Origin of the sequence: Marinobacter sp. OP 3.4 (assembly GCF_036224885.1) — a bacterium.
GTDB lineage: Bacteria > Pseudomonadota > Gammaproteobacteria > Pseudomonadales > Oleiphilaceae > Marinobacter.
The window spans coordinates 96396-113925 of record NZ_JAVVLT010000054.1 but is presented as its reverse complement, the minus strand read 5'-3'; the positions used below and the strand labels follow the sequence as shown (position 1 = coordinate 113925).

General features: G+C 64.9%; 16 protein-coding genes. 9 read left to right on the top strand and 7 right to left on the bottom strand.

Going from position 1 to position 17530, the window contains the following annotated elements; translation table 11 throughout:
- Positions 1 to 20: 20 nt before the first annotated feature.
- Genes RO069_RS10260 through hpxZ form a run of 6 tightly spaced genes read left to right on the top strand, consistent with a single transcriptional unit; the run spans position 21 to position 5666 of the window.
- Complete coding sequence (locus RO069_RS10260) at positions 21 to 953, top strand: ABC transporter permease (RefSeq protein WP_328187276.1); 933 nt, start codon at positions 21 to 23, stop codon at positions 951 to 953.
- Between the two features lie 33 nt (positions 954 to 986).
- On the top strand, positions 987 to 2048 hold the full coding sequence (locus RO069_RS10255) for a BMP family ABC transporter substrate-binding protein (RefSeq protein ID WP_328187274.1): 1062 nt from the start codon (positions 987 to 989) through the stop codon (positions 2046 to 2048).
- A gap of 17 nt (positions 2049 to 2065) precedes the next feature.
- Entirely contained in the window at positions 2066 to 2764 is a 699-nt protein-coding gene (locus tag RO069_RS10250) for a cysteine hydrolase family protein (protein ID WP_442915361.1), read from the top strand.
- A gap of 6 nt (positions 2765 to 2770) precedes the next feature.
- The gene (gene biuH, locus RO069_RS10245) at positions 2771 to 3457 is read left to right on the top strand and encodes a biuret amidohydrolase (RefSeq protein ID WP_328187271.1); all 687 of its coding nucleotides are present in this window, start codon (positions 2771 to 2773) and stop codon (positions 3455 to 3457) included.
- Positions 3454 to 5271 (top strand): allophanate hydrolase, encoded by a 1818-nt coding sequence (gene atzF / locus RO069_RS10240; RefSeq protein WP_328187269.1) that lies wholly within the window; start codon positions 3454 to 3456, stop codon positions 5269 to 5271. The genes biuH and atzF overlap by 4 nt, the downstream gene beginning before the upstream one ends.
- A 5-nt stretch (positions 5272 to 5276) precedes the next feature.
- Complete coding sequence (hpxZ, locus tag RO069_RS10235) at positions 5277 to 5666, top strand: oxalurate catabolism protein HpxZ (protein WP_328187339.1); 390 nt, start codon at positions 5277 to 5279, stop codon at positions 5664 to 5666.
- Here hpxZ and RO069_RS10230 read toward each other — a convergent pair.
- A complete protein-coding gene (locus tag RO069_RS10230) occupies positions 5661 to 6608 on the bottom strand; it encodes an isopenicillin N synthase family dioxygenase (RefSeq protein WP_328187267.1) in 948 nt (315 codons plus the stop codon). The two genes, hpxZ and RO069_RS10230, sit on opposite strands and share 6 nt — an antisense overlap.
- A 26-nt stretch (positions 6609 to 6634) precedes the next feature.
- Positions 6635 to 7981, bottom strand: coding sequence for an amidohydrolase family protein (locus tag RO069_RS10225; protein WP_328187266.1), 1347 nt, complete (start codon positions 7979 to 7981; stop codon positions 6635 to 6637).
- Positions 7982 to 8286: 305 nt separating this feature from the next.
- Between RO069_RS10225 and RO069_RS10220 the strand changes: the two genes are divergently transcribed.
- From RO069_RS10220 to RO069_RS10210, 3 genes are all read left to right on the top strand, one after another.
- Positions 8287 to 9018, top strand: a complete 732-nt coding sequence (locus RO069_RS10220; RefSeq protein ID WP_328187265.1) for a hypothetical protein — start codon at positions 8287 to 8289, stop codon at positions 9016 to 9018.
- 261 nt (positions 9019 to 9279) lie between these two features.
- Positions 9280 to 10485: an amidohydrolase/deacetylase family metallohydrolase gene (locus RO069_RS10215; RefSeq protein WP_328187264.1), complete on the top strand. Its 1206-nt coding sequence runs from the start codon at positions 9280 to 9282 to the stop codon at positions 10483 to 10485.
- On the top strand, positions 10482 to 11375 hold the full coding sequence (locus RO069_RS10210) for a rubredoxin (protein ID WP_328187263.1): 894 nt from the start codon (positions 10482 to 10484) through the stop codon (positions 11373 to 11375). Before RO069_RS10215 ends, RO069_RS10210 begins: the two co-directional genes overlap by 4 nt.
- Positions 11376 to 11433: 58 nt before the next feature.
- On the opposite strand, the gene RO069_RS10205 is transcribed toward RO069_RS10210, so the two are convergent.
- The 5 genes from RO069_RS10205 to RO069_RS10185 are packed head-to-tail and all read right to left on the bottom strand — an operon-like array spanning position 11434 to position 17524.
- Positions 11434 to 12819 (bottom strand): amidohydrolase family protein, encoded by a 1386-nt coding sequence (locus RO069_RS10205; RefSeq protein WP_328187262.1) that lies wholly within the window; start codon positions 12817 to 12819, stop codon positions 11434 to 11436.
- Positions 12816 to 13352, bottom strand: coding sequence for a (2Fe-2S)-binding protein (locus tag RO069_RS10200; RefSeq protein ID WP_328187260.1), 537 nt, complete (start codon positions 13350 to 13352; stop codon positions 12816 to 12818). Before RO069_RS10200 ends, RO069_RS10205 begins: the two co-directional genes overlap by 4 nt.
- Positions 13349 to 15622, bottom strand: coding sequence for a xanthine dehydrogenase family protein molybdopterin-binding subunit (locus RO069_RS10195; RefSeq protein ID WP_328187258.1), 2274 nt, complete (start codon positions 15620 to 15622; stop codon positions 13349 to 13351). The genes RO069_RS10200 and RO069_RS10195 overlap by 4 nt, the downstream gene beginning before the upstream one ends.
- A complete protein-coding gene (locus RO069_RS10190) occupies positions 15612 to 16445 on the bottom strand; it encodes an FAD binding domain-containing protein (RefSeq protein WP_328187256.1) in 834 nt (277 codons plus the stop codon). Before RO069_RS10190 ends, RO069_RS10195 begins: the two co-directional genes overlap by 11 nt.
- An 8-nt stretch (positions 16446 to 16453) precedes the next feature.
- On the bottom strand, positions 16454 to 17524 hold the full coding sequence (locus RO069_RS10185; RefSeq protein ID WP_328187255.1) for an ABC transporter substrate-binding protein: 1071 nt from the start codon (positions 17522 to 17524) through the stop codon (positions 16454 to 16456).
- Between the last annotated feature and the right edge of the window lie 6 nt (positions 17525 to 17530).

Below are 17530 nucleotides of genomic sequence, written 5' to 3'. Positions count from 1 at the left end.
AGCAATCCAGAGGAACCTGTATGGAATCGTTTATCACTGAACTCCTCACCCTACTGTTTGCCGCCCTGCGCAGTGCCACGCCGGTACTGGCAGTGGTACTGGGTGAAGCCATGACCCAACGCAGCGGCGTCATTAACCTCGGGGTGGAAGGCCAGATGCTGCTGGGGGCAATGACCGGCTTTGCGGTGGCCTCCGTCACCGGCGACCCCTGGCTCGGCGTGCTGGCCGCCTGTGGTGCCGGGACGGCCCTGTCGATGGTGCACGCCACTCTGGTACTGGGCTGTGGCGCCAACCAGATCGCCAGTGGCGTGGCGGTACTGATCCTCGGCGGGGGGCTCAGCGCCTATTACGGCATCCCTTTTGTGGGCGACAAGATCGACACCCTCGGCAACCTGAACCAGACCTTCGTCAGCGATATCCCGCTGCTGGGACAGTTCCTCGGCCCCATCACCCCCACCGTGCTGATCACACTGCTGGCGATCCCGGCGATCTCCATTTTCCTGTTCCGCACCCGGCTCGGCCTGCGCTGGCGCTCCACCGGTGAATCCCAGGACATCACCCGCAACCTGGGCCATAACCCGGTGCCCTACCAGCTCGCCGCCATTGCCTTTGGCGGCCTGATGTCCGGTTTCGCCGGCGCCGCGCTGGCCGTGGACTACACCGCCAACTGGGTGGAAGGCATGACCGCCGGCCGCGGGCTGGTGGCCGTCGGGCTGGTCATCGTCGCCCGCTGGAACCCCTGGTACGCCCTGCCGGCCGCCTTGCTGTTCGGGGCCTCCGAAGCCCTCAACCTGAAACTGCAGTCCTGGGGTGTCGATATCTCCCCCTACCTGCTGGCAACCCTTCCCTATCTGATACCCCTGAGCGTGCTGATGCTCAGCTATCGCGGCCTGAGGGCCAGCGGTGGCGGCATGCCGGCCGGTCTCAGGGTGGTCTTCCAGAGTGCCCGATAACTGACTGAAACAACCATCAAACGGAGAATCCTCATGAAAAAAGCCATCCGCACCCTACTGGCTACGTCCATTCTCGCCGCAAGTCTCCCGGTAGCCGCCGAGACCAAGGTCGGCTTCATCTACGTTGGCCCCAAAACCGATTACGGCTACAACTACGCCCAGGACCAGGGCCGACTGTACCTGGAAGAGCATCTGGACGACGTGGAAACCGTCTACTTCGAGAACATCCCGGAAAATGCCGATGTGCAGCGGGTTATGGAGCGCATGGTGCGCTCCGGTGTCGAGGTGGTCTTCCCCACCAGCTACGGCTACCTGGACCACGCCCTGAAGGTGGCGGAGAAGTATCCGGAGGTGCATTTCGCCCACTCCGGCGGTCTCAAGACTTCCGACAACCTGATGACCTACTTCGCCGAGATCGACCAGGCCATGTACCTGTCCGGTGTTGCCGCCGGCCTGACCACCGAGACCAACCAGCTGGGCTTTATCGCCGCCCACCCCATCCCGCAGGTGCTGCGTAACATCAACGCCTTTACCCGGGGCGCCCGGAGTGTCAATCCGGACGTCACCACCTCGGTGATCTGGACCTCCAGCTGGTCCGACCCCACCAAGGAAGCGGAAGCGGCGGAAGCCCTGATCAGTGATGGCGCCGATGTGCTGACCGGTCACGTGGACTCCCCCATCAACTACGTGCAGGTGGCGGAGCGCCGGGGCGTCTACTCCGTGGGCTATCACGCCGATGCCAGCCAGTTCGCGCCGGAAGGCTGGCTGGTGGGTGCCGTCTGGAACTGGGGACCGATGATGGTGGACATCGTCAACTCCGCCCAGGACGGTACCTGGAAGTCCGAGCACCTACGTGGTGACCTGCTGACCGGCGCCGCCAGGCTCAGCGACTTCGGCAGCGCGGTGAGCGAGGAAGACCAGCAGACCGTGCTGGACCGCCAACAGGCCATCATGGATGAAGAATTCCGCGTCTGGGCCGGCCCGGTGGTTGCCCAGGATGGCACCGTGCTGGTGGCGGAAGGCGATGTCATGACCCTGGAAGAAACCGAGAAGATGGACTTCCTGGTGGAAGGCGTCGAGGGACGGCTGAAGTGAACACCCCGAATACCGTCATGATCCCCGATGCACGGCCCTATGCCTGGCCGTGCATCGCGCCGGTGGACGCCCGGAGACTTGCCCTGGTGGTCATCGACATGCAGAAGGATTTCTGCGCGCCCGGGGGGTATATCGACTCCCAGGGCGTCGACCTGACCCCGGCCCGGGCGACGATCGAACCGATCCGGCGGGTGCTGGATGCGTTCCGCGCGCTGCCGGACTCGCTGGTGATCCACACCCGTGAGGGCCACCGGCCGGAGCTGGTGGACCTGCCCGACAACAAGCAGTGGCGAAGCGAACAGGTCTGCCCCGGCATCGGCAACGAGGGCCCTCTGGGCAAAATCCTGGTTCGTGGTGAGCCTGGCTGGGAGATTATCCCGGAACTGGCTCCCGCGCCCGGCGAAATCGTGATCGACAAGCCCGGCAAGGGCGCCTTCTACGCCACCGACCTGGACCACATCCTGCGGCTGCGGGGCATCACTCACCTGATTGTCGCGGGCCTGACCACCGACGTGTGCGTGCATACCACCATCCGGGATGCCAATGACCGGGGGCTGGAAACGCTGATCCTGAGGGACTGTACCGCGGCCACCGAGACCCGGCACCGGGATGCGATCTTCACCATGACCGAGATGCAAGGCGGACTGTTCGGTGCCACGGCCACATCCGACCAGCTGCTGTCCGCCCTCGGCCCCCTACGACCGATTCAGGAGTAAATCACCATGACCTCCACCCTGGACTCACGTCCCTACGCCTGGCCCTGGGACAACAACCTGGACAAACTCAACACCGCCCTGGTCATCATCGATATGCAGACGGATTTCTGCGGCAAGGGCGGCTATGTCGACACCATGGGCTATGACCTGTCCCTGACCCGGGCGCCCATCGAACCGATTGGCCGGCTGCTGGCGCGCTTCCGGGCCCTGGGCATGCCGGTGATCCATACCCGCGAGGGTCACCGCCCGGACCTCAGCGACCTGCCCGCCAACAAACGCTGGCGCTCGCAACAGATCGGCGCCGGCATCGGTGACCCCGGCCCCTGCGGGCGCATTCTGGTAAGGGGGGAGCCAGGCTGGGACATCATCCCGGAACTCTATCCAACGGACGGTGAACCCATCATCGACAAGCCCGGCAAGGGCTCTTTCTACGCCACCGACCTGGAGCTGATCCTCAGGACCCGGGGCATCCGGAACCTTGTACTCACCGGCATCACCACCGATGTCTGCGTGCATACCACCATGCGGGATGCCAATGACCGGGGCTTCGAGTGCGTGCTGGTGGAAGACTGCTGCGGCGCCACCGACCAGGCCAACCATGACCACGCCATCAAGATGATCCAGATGCAGGGTGGCGTGTTTGGCGCGGTCACCGATTCCGGCAGCCTGTTGCAACGACTGGAGTCCCTATGACCAAGGATTTCACCCCGCCCGTGCGGCTGGATATCGACCACCTCCAGTCCCTGTACCGGAGCGGCGGGCTGACACCCCGCCAGCTACTGGACCGGTTGGACGACTATCAGGCGGCGTTCACCGATCGCAACCTCTGGATCCACTACCTCACCCCCGATGAACGGGAACCCTTCCTGCAGACCCTGGAAGGGGAATCGCCGGATTCCCTCCCCCTGTATGGCGTGCCCTTTGCCATCAAGGACAACATTCACCTGAGGGGTATTCCGACCACCGTCGCCAACCGGCACGTGCGCATCGTTCCGGACGCCAGCGCCTTCGTGGTGGAGCAACTGCTGGCCGCCGGTGCCATCCCGGTGGGCAAAACCAACCTGGACCAGTTCGCCACCGGGCTGAATGGCACCCGCTCCGATTTCGGCCCCTGTGGTAACGCCTTTGATCCGGACTGGATTTCCGGCGGCTCCTCCGCCGGTTCCGCCGTCGCCGTGGCCCTGGGGATGGTCAGTTTCGCCCTGGGTACGGATACCGCCGGCTCCGGTCGCGTACCCGCAGCCCTGAATCACATTGTCGGCCTCAAGCCCACCCTGGGCAGGCTGAGCGTGGAAGGTGTGGTACCCGCCTGCCAGACCCTGGACTGTGTCTCAATCTTCGCCCGCACCGCCGCCCAGGCCGACCGTGTGCTGACCCTGGCTGACCGACGCAACCCGACGGATGCCTGGCAGGAGCACCAACAGCCACCCAAACGCCTGATGGGTCAGAGCTTCCGCTTTGGCGTTCCCGCCGCCGATCAGTTGGGACTGGTTGAATACCCGGAGGCACAGGCCCTGTTCGATGCGACCGTCGCACACCTGGAGGCCCTTGGCGGGACTGCCGTGGACATCGACCTGACACCCTTCTCGGAGGCTGCGGCCCTGCTCTACGACGGCCCCTGGGTCAGCGAACGGCAACTGGCGATCAACGATCTGGTGAATACCCCGGACCAGGTCCACCCGGTGGTCCGCGATGTCCTCTCCGCAGGCGATCAGTTCACAGCCGGCGATGCCTTCAGCGCCAGGTACCGGCTGGCGGCTCTGAAACGCCGGACCGATGCCGTACTGGCAACCCTGGATACCATCCTTACCCCCACTTGTCCGGCGCCTTACACCATCGCCGACATGATGGCCGATCCGGTTGCCCTCAACGCCCGTCTGGGTGCTTTCACCAATTTCATGAACCTGCTGGATTACTCGGCGGTGTCGGTGCCGGCCGGCTTCCTCGACAACGGCATGCCCTGGGGAGTCACCCTGTTCGGTCCCGCCTGGAGCGACAGCACGCTCAATGGCCTGGCTGGCCGCCTGCACCACCGGGTTACCGATACGGTGGGAGCCACCAGCGACCCGTTACCCGATGAACAGCCACCGCAACCGCTGCGCACGTTGCAGGTCGCCGTCTGCGGCGCCCACCTCGCCGGATACCCACTGAATCACCAGTTGACCGACCGTGGCGCCGTGCTGGTGAAACGCACCCGCACCGCCCCACGATACCGGTTCTATGCGTTGGCCGGAGGGCCTCCCTACCGGCCAGGACTGATCCGCACCGAAGACCGTGGCGCCGCCATCGAGGTGGAAGTATGGCGCATGCCTGAGGACCGCTTTGGGAGCTTTGTTGCCGGCATTCCCCACCCCCTGGGCATCGGCCAGCTGGAGCTGGAAGACGGCACCTGGTGCACCGGCTTCATCTGCGAACCCTGCGGCATGGACGGTGCCACCGATATCAGCGACACCGGCGGATGGCGCCGGTACATGGCCAGCATGGCAACGACGGAGACCCGACAATGACTGACCTGACCATCAATCAGCCGGACACGGTCGCCAGTGTCACCCACGCCTTTGAAACCTATGAGAAGGCGCTGATCGACAACGACCTGGCGATACTGGATGGCTATTTCTGGAACTCGGAATTCACCGTGCGCTTCGGCGTGACGGAAAACCTCTATGGCGCGGACGCCATCCAGGCCTATCGCCGGCGATGCCAGCCGGTAGGCCCGGGGCGGACCCTCCATGGCACCGTGGTGACCACGTTCGGTGATTCATTCGCCACTGTCAGCACCCGGTTCCGGGATGGCGAGACCGACGACCAGGGGCGCCAGATGCAGACCTGGGTACGGTTCGCCGATGGCTGGAAAGTGGTGGCTGCCCACGTCAGCGTCATGAGGGCAGCCGCCGGCTCATGATGGCTTGCGGTGATCGTAGGTGGCATTCAGCCGTGACGCCAGGTACTCGGCGCAGGTAATCGGCTCGTACTTCGGCGTCTCATCCTTCACGATCTCCCGCGGGTCCACCACCGAGTCCGGGTTCACTTCCAGGAAAAAGGCGATGGAGTATCGCTCCTTCGCCGGCGGCCTCACCCGGTGGGGCGTGGACACGTAGGTGTCGTTGCTCCAGCGCATCAGGCAGTCACCAATATTGCACACAAAGGCACCCGGAACATGGGGTGCCTGGATCCACTCCCCCTGGCGGTTCAGCACTTCCAGCCCCGCCACTTCGTCCGTCGCCAGGATGGTGACATTGCCATAGTCGCTGTGGGTGCCGGCACCGCCATCCTCGCGCTCGAGCTTGCCGGCACTGGGCGGGTACCGCAGCATGCGAAGGGTGGCGATGGGCAGGGTCAGGTGACCCGCGAAAAAATCCTCCTCCAGCCCCAGGTCCAGGCTGAACCCCCGGTGGATGGTCCGCCCCAGCTCCAGGCAGTGGTTGAAGTAGTCCAGGGCCTGCTGGCGCCAGCCGTTGATGGGCGGCCAGAAGTTCACGCCCCGGAAGGGCTTGCCCGCCAGCACGTCCGGGTGATCCGCCGGGAAGTCGGTGCCGATATTGAACGCCTCCTTCATGTCAGCCCCGGACTCCGGATTCAGCTTCTCGTCCGCCATGGCCACGTAGCCCCGGTTATGGGGTGAGCGCTTGATGGACAGGGGTTCCTTGTCCTCTGCCGGTAGCGCAAAAAGTTGCTTCGCCAGGTCAAAGGCCCCCTGGCAGACCTCATCCGGAATGCCATGGTCGGTGACGTAGAAGAAGCCCACCTCACGGCAGGCACGGCCCAGCTCGGCGGCTGTGGACTGTCGTTCGGTCGGGTCGTCGCTGCGTAGGCCGGCCAGGGAAATAATGGGAAGTGATGACATGGGGTTACTCCAGACTGTTCTCGTGTTCAAACCATGGACGTTCGGGTATGGGAAAGTTTCCTGCAGGCCTCGTGCAGGGCCAGCCCCTGGTGCTGGGCCTCGGCGATCACCCTGGCGCCGTTCACCAGCGTGGCATTACCGTTATCGATCAGCCGGCGGCCATCCACCCAGACCCCGGCCACGTTGGTCGTACCGGCGGCAAACACCAGGTTCCACAGCAGGTTGCCACCCTGTTCATCGATACTCACCGGGGTCAGGTTGGGGTTTTCCAGGTCCAGCAATAACAGGTCCGCCTTCTTGCCCACCTCCAGCGAGCCGATCTCATGGTCCAGCCCCAGGGCCTTGGCACCATTGATGGTCGCCATGCGCAGGATCTGGTCTGCGGGGAGTGCGGTGGCGTCCAGCCGGGTGGCCTTCTGGATCAGGGAGGCGAACTTCATCTCCTCAAACAGGGTCAGGCTGTTGTTGCACACCGGGCCGTCCGTACCCAGGCCCACGGTGACGCCGGTGGCCAGCATCTCCGGCACCGGTGCCACCCCACTGGCCAGCTTGGCGTTGCTCACCGGGCAGTGGGCGATGCTGGTACCGGTGTCCGCTACCCGGGCAATCTCGTCATTGTTCAGCCAGACACAGTGGGCCAGCAGGGTGCGCTCGCCAAGAATGCCGTAGTGATCCAGCATGGCCAGGGACCGTCGCCCCAGCTCGGCGGTGACTGCCTGCTCTTCTTCCTTCTGTTCGCTGCAGTGGGTGTGAACACCCACCCCGTATTCCCCACTCAGTTGCGCTGCCTCGCGATAGGCGTCTTCGGTGCAGTAGAACAGGTGCTCCAGCCCCATCCACACGCGGATGCGACCGCCTTGGGTCTCATGATGGCTATGGATCAGCCGGCGGTTCTCCTCCCGGGTGGCGAAGAAATCCTTGCCGGGGCGGTCCGCCACGTAGGGCGCCAGCTGAACCCGCAGGCCCAGCTCGGCGGCGGCATCGGCACACCGGTCCATGTAGCGGAACATGTCCATCACGCAGGTGGTGCCGGACTGCAGCGCTTCCAGGTAGCACAGGCGGGCCGAATGGTAGGCGAATTCCTCGGTCATGGCCCGATGTTCCAACTGGTACCAGGGCAGCCACTCCATCAGCGGCATGTTCTCGGTCACGCCCCGCATCAGGCTGGAATGGGAGTGGCAGTCGATCAGTCCGGGCAGCAGCGCGTGGCCCCGCCCGTCGATAACCTCACAGCCTTCGGGCACAGTGACCGCCCGATCATCCCCCACCTGGGTAATCACACCATCCTGCACCACCAGGGTGCCGTCCGGAATGACCCGATCATGGGGGTCGACCGTGAAAATCGCGGCATGACGGATCGCAAAACCGGGCATGGAGACTCCTGAAACTTCCTGACCAAATGATCAGTTTTTAAAGCAATCACTATGCCACGGCCATCCGTCCGCCAGCCCCCTGATTCCGGCGCCCATCAATAAAGCTGGTATCGGGTATTGGCGCACCGTTAACGATCATCCGCTCATTCCGCGCACCACAACCTTCCAGCTTACCTGACCGTATGCTCATCATTTTAAGGGGATAACAAAACGTCAACAGTTCGTGGCATGCATCGTGCAAAACCGCTGTAAACACCCATTGATCCCCAACGCCCCGCCAGCCAGGGGTTACCCAAGGAGGCTGCATGATTACCGCGACACTCAGGCCACGGCCAGCCAAGGACCCCACCGTCTTCTACGACGACCTGGCCCTGACCCTGACCGCCCGACGGGACGCCCTTATCGGGTCCTCCCATACCGTCAACGGGCGCCAACCGCTCGCCTGGGAGGAGCTTGTCGAATGGCTCCGGTTCCAGTGCTGGTATCGTCGACAGGAAACGGACATCATCGATTCCTGGCTCGATCACGTGCCCCAGCCCGACATTCTCACGGCCCTGCGCAGACAGCTGGCCGAGGCGGGGCGTCACCATCGGCGATTGCTGGCCCACCTGGACACCCTGGGCACCTCCATGGCGGACTGGTCGCCGGAACCGGAGTGGGTGAACTGGGCGAGCGAGTTCCACGCCAGCGGATCCGATACCCTGGAGCGGGTCATTGCCCATAACCTGGCCGGTAACTCTGGCATCATGGAGGTACCGGATGGGCTGATACCCCGACTACCCGAGGGAACCCACACTGTTCTCGAACAACTGCGCCCGGATACCGCACTACAGGTCACCCTTGGGCGCATGGTGGCGAACCGGTACGCCACGACCCTGGAGACACAGGCCCAAACCCATGCCAGGGTCATGCGCGCCTTCGAACGGGAGCAGAAGGGGCGGCTGGCACTGGACCGTCGTATTCGCGCCATTCGTCAGCGGTCGGCTGCCAATGACGGTATCGATGACAGTCTGGCCGCCGGTGGCGACGCCGGCTGATTCCTGGCGCCATATCGATGCACCGATAGCTGTCACAACGGGGATGACTGCACCCCAACGGGCCACACAGGTGATCCGTCATCAGGCAATGAACCGCCAAAACAGCGGTCTGGTGCCCCCTGGCATGTATCCTGCAAAATTCTGTTCAGGGAATTTCCGGGCCGAGAGAACCTCCTGGATCAGACTCCTGAGTCAAGATGACATTCCTCTGTCATAACGCCGCGGTGGCGTACGGTTCTCGTGAAATACCGGAGGAATGCTATGCCTTCCGCTCAAGATGCCATTCTTGTACTTACGGGTGGCCGGGTGATCGACCCGGCCAACGGAACCGACAACGTCGCTGATGTGGTCACCCGGGGCGATACCATACTGGAAGTAGGGCCGGATGCCGGCACCCGCTATCCCGATGCCCAGGTGAGAAGCGTGGCCGGTAAGCTGGTCACTCCCGGCCTGATCGATATCCACACCCACTGTTTTACCGGCCTGGGGGATTTCTGCCTGCCCACCGACCTGATGGGGGTGGATTCCGGCGTCCCCATTATCGTGGACGCCGGCACCACCAGTACCACCATCTTCGGCCTGGCCCGCAAGGGGATCATCGATCACCCGGACACCAAAACCAGGATCTTCGCCCTGATGGACCCGTCCCAGATCTACCTGGCCAACAAGACCTTTATCTGCCACTACCTGCGCATCGCCGATGACGAACGCAATATCGACATCGACGCCGCAAAGGAGGTGGTCGACGCCAACCGGGACGTCATCGTCGGCTTCAAGGTACGGCCCACCATTACCGATAACCCGGACCGCTCGCCTTTCCTGGAGGCCGCCCACCAGATCGCCCCGGACCTGCCCATCATGATTCACCTGGGGTCCTTCCCCCACACACCGGTGCTGGAAACGGAAAAGCTCCTCTATCAACTACGCAAGGGCGACATCATTACCCACGCCTGCCGTGGCGGTGGCGGGCAACTGGACGCCCGGGGCGAACCCACCCAGGCGTTCATCGATGCCTATAATCGCGGCGTCCTGATGGACATCGGCCACTCCGCCGGCGATTTCCACTTCCGCACCGCCCGGCGCCTGATCGAACGGGGCTACATGCCCAACACCATTTCCACGGACCTGAACGTGTTCAATGTGGACGGCCCCGTGCATTCCCTGTCCACCACCATGTCCAAGCTCTGGGCGCTGGACGTGCCCCTGGAGCAGGTCATCGCCATGAACACCATCAACGCGGCAAGAGCCATCAACCGCGAAGACCAGTATGGAACCCTGACGCCCGGCCGGGCCGCCGAGGTCAGCGTGCTGGATATCGAGGAAGGTTCCTGCACCCTCTCCGACGGCCACGAGGAAATCACCGCTGACCGCCGTTTGCGGGCCGTAGGCTGCCTGCGCAACGGCCAGTGGCACGATGCCGTCCATGACCAGAAAGCCCTTCAGGCAGAGATGAAGGAGGCGGTATGAGTACGGCAGCAGCGGAAACATCGTCCGCAGAGGACCCGAAGGCCTTCTACCAGAACCTGGTCAGCACGCTGGAAAGCCGCCGTGATGCCCTCTCCGAGGCGGAGAAGAGCTTTGGTGGCTACCAGCCCCTGGAACGGGCTGAACTGATCGAGTGGCTGAAGTTCCAGTGCTGGTACGAGCAGGAAGCCGCCGGTTTTATCGGCTCCTGGTTACGGGATACGCCGGAGCCGGAAGTGTTCGTCGGGCTCTGTCGGCAGGTGGCCGATGAAGGCAAGCATTACCAGTTGATCCTGTCCCACCTGGAGTCCCTCGGCACCAGCATGGAGGGCTGGACACCGGAACCGGAATGGGTGGCCTGGGTGAGCGAGTTCTACGCCGCCGGCGACGACACCCTGGAACGGGTGGCCGCCCATAACATCACCGGGGAACTGGGCGCCATGGATGCCTTCGACGGCCTGCTGCCCCGGGTGCCCGACAGTACCCGAGCGGTGCTGGAGAAAATCATCCCGGACGAGAAGTTCCACGTGTCCCTAGGGCGGATGGCCGTGCACCGTTACGCCACCACCGCTGACCGGCAGGCCCGGGTGCGGGACCGGGTGATAAAAGCGTTCGAACTGGAACAGAAGGGCCGGCTGGCCTTCGAGCGCCGGCTTCAGCAGGTGCGGGACGAAACGGCCGCCAACGACACCAGCTCTGCGGTGGAGAAGGCGGCAGACACCGGCCAATCCCTCCAGTGGGTTTGTCAGGTGTGCGGCTGGATCTATGACGAGGCCGTGGGTGACCCGGACTCGGGCATTCCTCCCGGCACCGCCTTCGAGGACATCCCGGATGACTGGATGTGCCCGGAGTGTCTGGTGACCAAGGAGGATTTCGTCCTGTTGTCCGTCTGATTCAGCCAACCGCGGAGGGCCCGGCGCCCTCCGCATCCTCGTTTCCCTCCACCGGCCTTCAGGCCAGTGAGGTGGCCTCGTCCTGACTGGCCAGCCAGTCATCCCGACGTGTCAGCAATCGCACGGCCGCAGCGTTCGCTTCATCGATATAGGCCGGCAGGTCACCGCTAAGCAGCACCTGATTTTCAGTCACGATCCTGCCCGCCACCATGGTCATGGTCACATCACCACCCAGGGTGGAATGCACCAGATTGTAGTGCAGGTTCTGGAGCGCCCCGGACGGGATAAACGGCGTCATCCTCGGCGTATCCGCCTTCACGGCAATGATATCCGCCTGCTTGCCCGGTTCCAGGGACCCGATCTCCCGCTCCATGCCCAGGGCGCGGGCGCCCTCGATGGTCGCCGCCCGCAGCACGTCCCAGGACCGCCACGCCGACGCATCCATATTGCGCAGCTTGGCCAGCAGTGAGGCAAACTTCATCTCCTCGAACATGTCCAGGTTGTTGTTCTCCTTCTCGCCGTCGGTACCGATACCCACCGCGATGCCGGCCTCGATCATGGCTTCCACTGGCGCCGAGCCGCTGGCCAGCTTCATATTGCTGCAGGGGTTATGGGCCACGCCCACGTTGTAATCCGCCAGCGCCCGGATTTCGTCGTCATCCAGCCATACGCAGTGGGCCAGCAGCACCCGCTCCGGCGACAGCAGGCCCAGTTTCTCCAGGGCGCGGATCGGGCTGAGCCCGTGGAGCCGTTGGGATTCCGCCCGTTCAATCTCGGCCTCGTTGGAATGGGTGTGCAGCCCGGTCCGGAAGTGATTGCTCAGCGCCACCGCCCGGCGACAGGCCGCCGGCGTGGCGTAGGACTGGTGCTCCAGCCCCACCCAGACCTGGACCCGGCCACCGGCGCCACCATGCCACTGGTCCAGCAGTCGTTCATTGTCGTCCAGGGTGTCGAAGTAGTCATGGCCTTCGGCCTCGCCCACGTAGGGCACCATCACCACACGGTTGCCCAGCTTTTCGGCGGCCCGGGCGGAACCGGCCATATACCGCCACATATCCACGGACGTGGTGGTGCCGGCCAGCAGGCTCTCGGCGTAGCACAGCCAGGACGCGGTCTCCGCCTCGTCCGGCCTGAGCACCCGGTGCATGGGGTCAATGTATTTCTGCAGCCACTCCCATACCGGCAATTCCTCCGCGGTCCCCCGCAACAGGCCGGAATGGCTGTGGGTGTTGACCAGGCCGGGCATCAGCACGGCGCGCCCGTATTCCCGACGCTCCGCATCCGGGGCCTGCGGTTCCAGCTGCGAGCGGGGGCCCACGGCCTCGATGGTGTCGCCACTGACCAGCACGGCGCCGTCGGTGATCACCGGATCGCCCGGAGTCATGGGCAGCACCGCATCGGCGCACAATAGGGTCCGGCGGTTGCCGGCGGGTGTTGCGGTCACTCTGGTTCTCCTGGAATCGGGTTGCTGTTGCCGGCCCCGGTACTCATCGATGGACAGGGGCTCAGATGTTTTTCCACGGCCCGCTTCAGGCCGCCGTAACCGGTGCAGCGACAGAGGTTGCCGGCGATGGCCTCGCCCAGGTCCACCGGGTTGCCATTCCGACGCTCCCGCAGCCCCGACACCAGGGACAGGGCGAAACCGGGGGTGCAGTAGCCGCACTGCAGGGCGCTCTCCTCCGCCAGAGCCTGGCGCACCTTCAGGAAGTCGGGGTCACCGGCCAGGCCTTCCACGGTTTCAACCCGACGGCCCGGCAGTTGCCAGGCCATGATCAGGCAGGCCGGCATTGCCTGCCCGTCCATCAGTACGTTGCAGACACCGCAACGACCGATACGGCAGCCGGGGCGCACGGAGGTGCACTGGCCGTCCTCCCTGAGCAGGTCCAACAGCGGCGTGGCGGCGGGCACCGAGCGGGTGACGGTTTTCCCGTTCAGTTCAAAGGTGATGGGCTCCGGGGCCCTGTACAGATCATTCATGACGCGGTCTCCCGGACATGGATGGCTGTCAGCAGAACGCCCGGGTCAACCGGCAACGTTCGTATGCGGACGCCCGTTGCGGCCTCGATGGCCGCGGTGATGGCCGGCGCGACGGCTTCAATGCCCAGCTCGCCCACGCCCCGCACCGGGAAGGGATCGTCTTCGGGGGTCCCGTCCAGCACATCAACCCGTTGCGTCGGCGCGTCATGGAAGGTGGGGATCAGGTACTGGTCCAGGTTGTCCCGCCGCAGACGGCCCTCCTCCGCCGGCATGTCCTCGGTCAGTGTCATACCGAGGCCCATGACCGCCGCGCCCTCAATCTGTCCAAGATAACCGGGCGGATAGATCACCCGGCCGGCGGCGGTGATGTGGTGGAGATCGGTCACCCTGACACGACCGGTCAGGCGGTCCACCATCACCCTGGCCACGGTGGCAATCTGTAGCTGCAGGTATCGCCCCACCGGGTGGTCCTGGCCCGGCGCTACGGGAAAATCCTGGCGGGCATCGGCCACCATCGCTTCCCGCCGCCCATGCTCCGCCAGTTCCCGGTAGCTGAGCACCTGGCGGCCCTGGTGGAAGACACCTCCGGGGCCGTGGGCCAGGTCATCGCCGGGATAACCGGTCAGTTCGGCGGCCTGGCACCTTACCGCCTCCATCCACCGGGGCAGCATACCGGCCAGCACACCGTGGACCAGCACCGAACTGCGTGAGGCGCTGGTGGGCCCGGAATCCGGCCCCCGGGAATGCCCCAGCATCACCTCCACGTCACTCCCCTGGCAGCCCAGTACCGCACACACGGAATGGGTGATGGCCTCGCCAATGTTCTGGCCGTAGTCGGAGAATCCGAATTCCACCCGGACACGGCCCTCACGGCTCAGGGAGATGCGGCCACCACCGGCATCCGGCAGGCCGTCGCCGAGCCCGTTGCCCTGGGCACCCATGGCCATGCCGGTACCCGTCAGCCAGCGCCCCCGGGGAACTGTCTCCGGTGACCACAAGGACGATGCCTGCGCCTTCCGCAGCACCTGGACGGGTGGGGCCGTCCAGCGTACGGGCTGATGGCGGCTACCGGGTTCATCCACCGACCGCAGATTGATGCGCCGCAGTTCCCGGGGGCACAGCCCCAGCTCCCGGGCGAGGGCGTCCAGCTGGGATTCCACGGCGAAGGTGGCCTGGTTGCCGCCGAAGCCCCGGAAAGCGCCGCAGACGCCGTTATTGGTGTAGACCAGCCGCCCGGACACCGCATAGGCACCGATCCGGTACAGTGGTGCGCTGGCGTGGTCGAGGAAGTTCTCCAGTACCGCCGGACCCAGGCTGGCGTAGGCGCCGGTGTCCAGCACCGCCTCCACCCGATGGGCCAGCAGCCGCCCGTCCGCATCGCAACCGGTGGTCATCCTCGCCGTCACGGGATGTCGCTTCATGCCCGCCCGGCAGGACTCGAAACGGTCCAGGTGGATCATCACCGGACAGCCGGTTTTCAGGGCCAGGATGCCCGCCGCCGGCTGCACCGTCAGTTCGTCCTTGCCACCAAAAGCACCGCCGGTGGCCATGGCTTCCACGGTCACCTGCCCGGGCGCCAGTGCCAGGATGTCGGCCAGCTGTTCCGCATCCCGGTGGCCGGACTGGCAGCCCACCCGGAAGTGCACACCACCGGCGTCATCGGGTATGGCGATGCCGCCCTCGGTTTCCATAAAGGCATGCATCTGCCGGGGCGTCCGGTAGTCGTGTTCCACCACCACCGCACAGGCGGCAAAGGCCTGCTCCGGATCACCACGGTGGAAAGTCTCCTGTGCCAGCAGGTTGCCACCCTCATGGAGGGGCACCTGCTGCTCTGCCGTCATGGGGTCGGTGACCAGTGACAGCGGTTCGTACGCCACCTCGACGGCCGCCAGCGCCGCCCGGGCCTGGGCCCGGGTGTCCACCGCCACGGCGGCAATGGCATCGCCCTCGTAGCGCACGCGATCCTCGCAGAACACAGGCTGGTCCCGCACCACGATGCCAAACCGGTTGAGCCCGGGCACATCGTCGGCGGTCACCACTGCATGCACTCCCGGCATATCACGGGCTCGGCTTGCATCGACTCGCAGCAGCCGGGCATGGGCGTATTCACTGCGCAGGATCGCCCCCTGCAACAATCCCGGGATATCGAGAAGATCGGTGGGGTAGCTCAGTCGACCCTCTATGCGGCGATAAAGCTCCGGCGACGGACCGCCGCCGTCGGGGGCATCGGCGCCGAGAGTGACCATCCTCCCAGGGGTATCAGACGCCATGGCCCACCTCCGCCAGCAGGTAATCCACCATCCGCTGGATGGCCAGGCGCAGGGTCGGATCCTGCCAGCCACGGAATTCCAGCTCGGTGTCCAGGATCTGAATTCGGTCCGCCCCGGACAGGGAGTGGCCATCGTTCAATGCCGCCTCGCTGATGGACAGTCGGCCTGGCCCGCCTTCCCCACACACCGCCAGCCGTACGCGCTCGCCGTCATGGACACAGGCCACCGTCGCCCGGGTGGGACTGAAGCGCTCCCGGTGACCCAGTTTGTCGACGGCAATACGCCATGGCCGGGCATCGGGCAGGGTAACCGACTGGATCAGATCGACGCCGGGGTCGGCCGCGTCCCACACCACCAGGCTCTCGCCTTTCGGGTCGTGGTGACCGACAAGGTGAAGCCGGGCATCCAGGGCCAGGAACAGGGCCGACAGGTCGCCCCCGGCGCACAGGTTGCCGCCCACCGTTCCCAGGCGACGCACCCCCGGCCCCGCCACCTGGTCCAGCAAGGTCCCCAGGCCCGGCAGGTGGTCGTGAACCAGCGGATGGCTGGCCAGCTCGTCCAGCGTCGTCAGCGCACCAATGGTGAGCCCGCCCTCGTCCTGGTCAATGCCCCGGAACCCCGGCCAGCCGGGATCCAGGGCCACCAGGCAGGAAGGCCAGCTCTGGCGCCGTTCCCAGACCGGCTGCAGCCAGCTGGCACCTGCGACGTAGGTGCCACCGAAACGCCGGGCCATGGTGACGGCCTCGCGGGGGGACTCCGGGCGCAGGACCCGGACCCCGCCCCGCCCTGCCACTTCAGGTTGCACGGTCACATCAGGTTGCATGGCGACACTCAGTCCGCTTCAACACCGGATACATCCGGATAACGGGCCATGATGTCGTGGATCGCCTCGGTGCCCACGAACTCCGTGGTATAGCCCTGCGTCGGATCAACGGAGTCATCGACCAGCCCCAGGCCCACCAGTTGCTCATGAATCGCCTGCCACCGCTCATCGGTCATGATGCCGATGCCATCGGTGAGGGCATCGCCGGAAAGCACGATGCCCCGCTCATCCATTTCCCGCAGGGAGTGGGCCAGCTGCTCTGGAGTCTGGTTCTCGTTGAGCTCGTTGATGTACTCGTTGGTGGCCTGCGGGTCCTGCAGGTACTGGTACCAGCCTTCGATGGTTGCTTCCACGAACTTGCGGGCCACTTCTGGCCGCTCCTCCAGGGTCTCGCGGGTGGTCACGATCATGGTGGAGTAGGACCGCCAGCCATGGTCCGACAGCAGGAACACGTTGGGGTCAATGCCGGCCTCCTTCACCACGAAGGTCTCGGAGGTGACGTAGGCCTGCTGGATCACCTCGGGATCGGCAATGAACGGCCCCATCTGGAAGGTGTAAGGGCGCACCTGGTCGTCGGTGTAGCCGTACTTCTGTTTCAGCCAGGGCCAGAACGACTGGTGGGCGTCCTGGGACAGTAGAATCGGCTTGCCTTTGAGGTCCTCCAGGCTGTCATTGCCAACGCCCGGGTGACTCATGATGATCTGCGGGTCCTTCTGGTAGAACGCGGCCAGCGCCACCAGGGGCAGGCCTTCCTCCAGGGCGGTGAGGATCTGGCCACTGGAATGGAGCATCACGAAATCGGCACGGCCGCCCAGCAGCAACTGGATGTTGTTCACCTGGGGGCCACCGGGCTCCATGTCCACATCCAGGCCGAAATCCTCGTAAGTGCCCTGGGAATCGGCGTGATACCAGCCCCCATGTTCCGCCTGCGGAAACCAGTTGGTGCGGAAGGTCACCTTCTCAAGCTCCGCCGACCAGGCCGCCGCCGATGACAGTGTCAGGCCTGCCGCCAGGGCCAGTCCCGAAAGCCAGCCAGCACGACCCACCCGGGTCACGTCAGAAATTGTCTTGCTCGTCATACCACT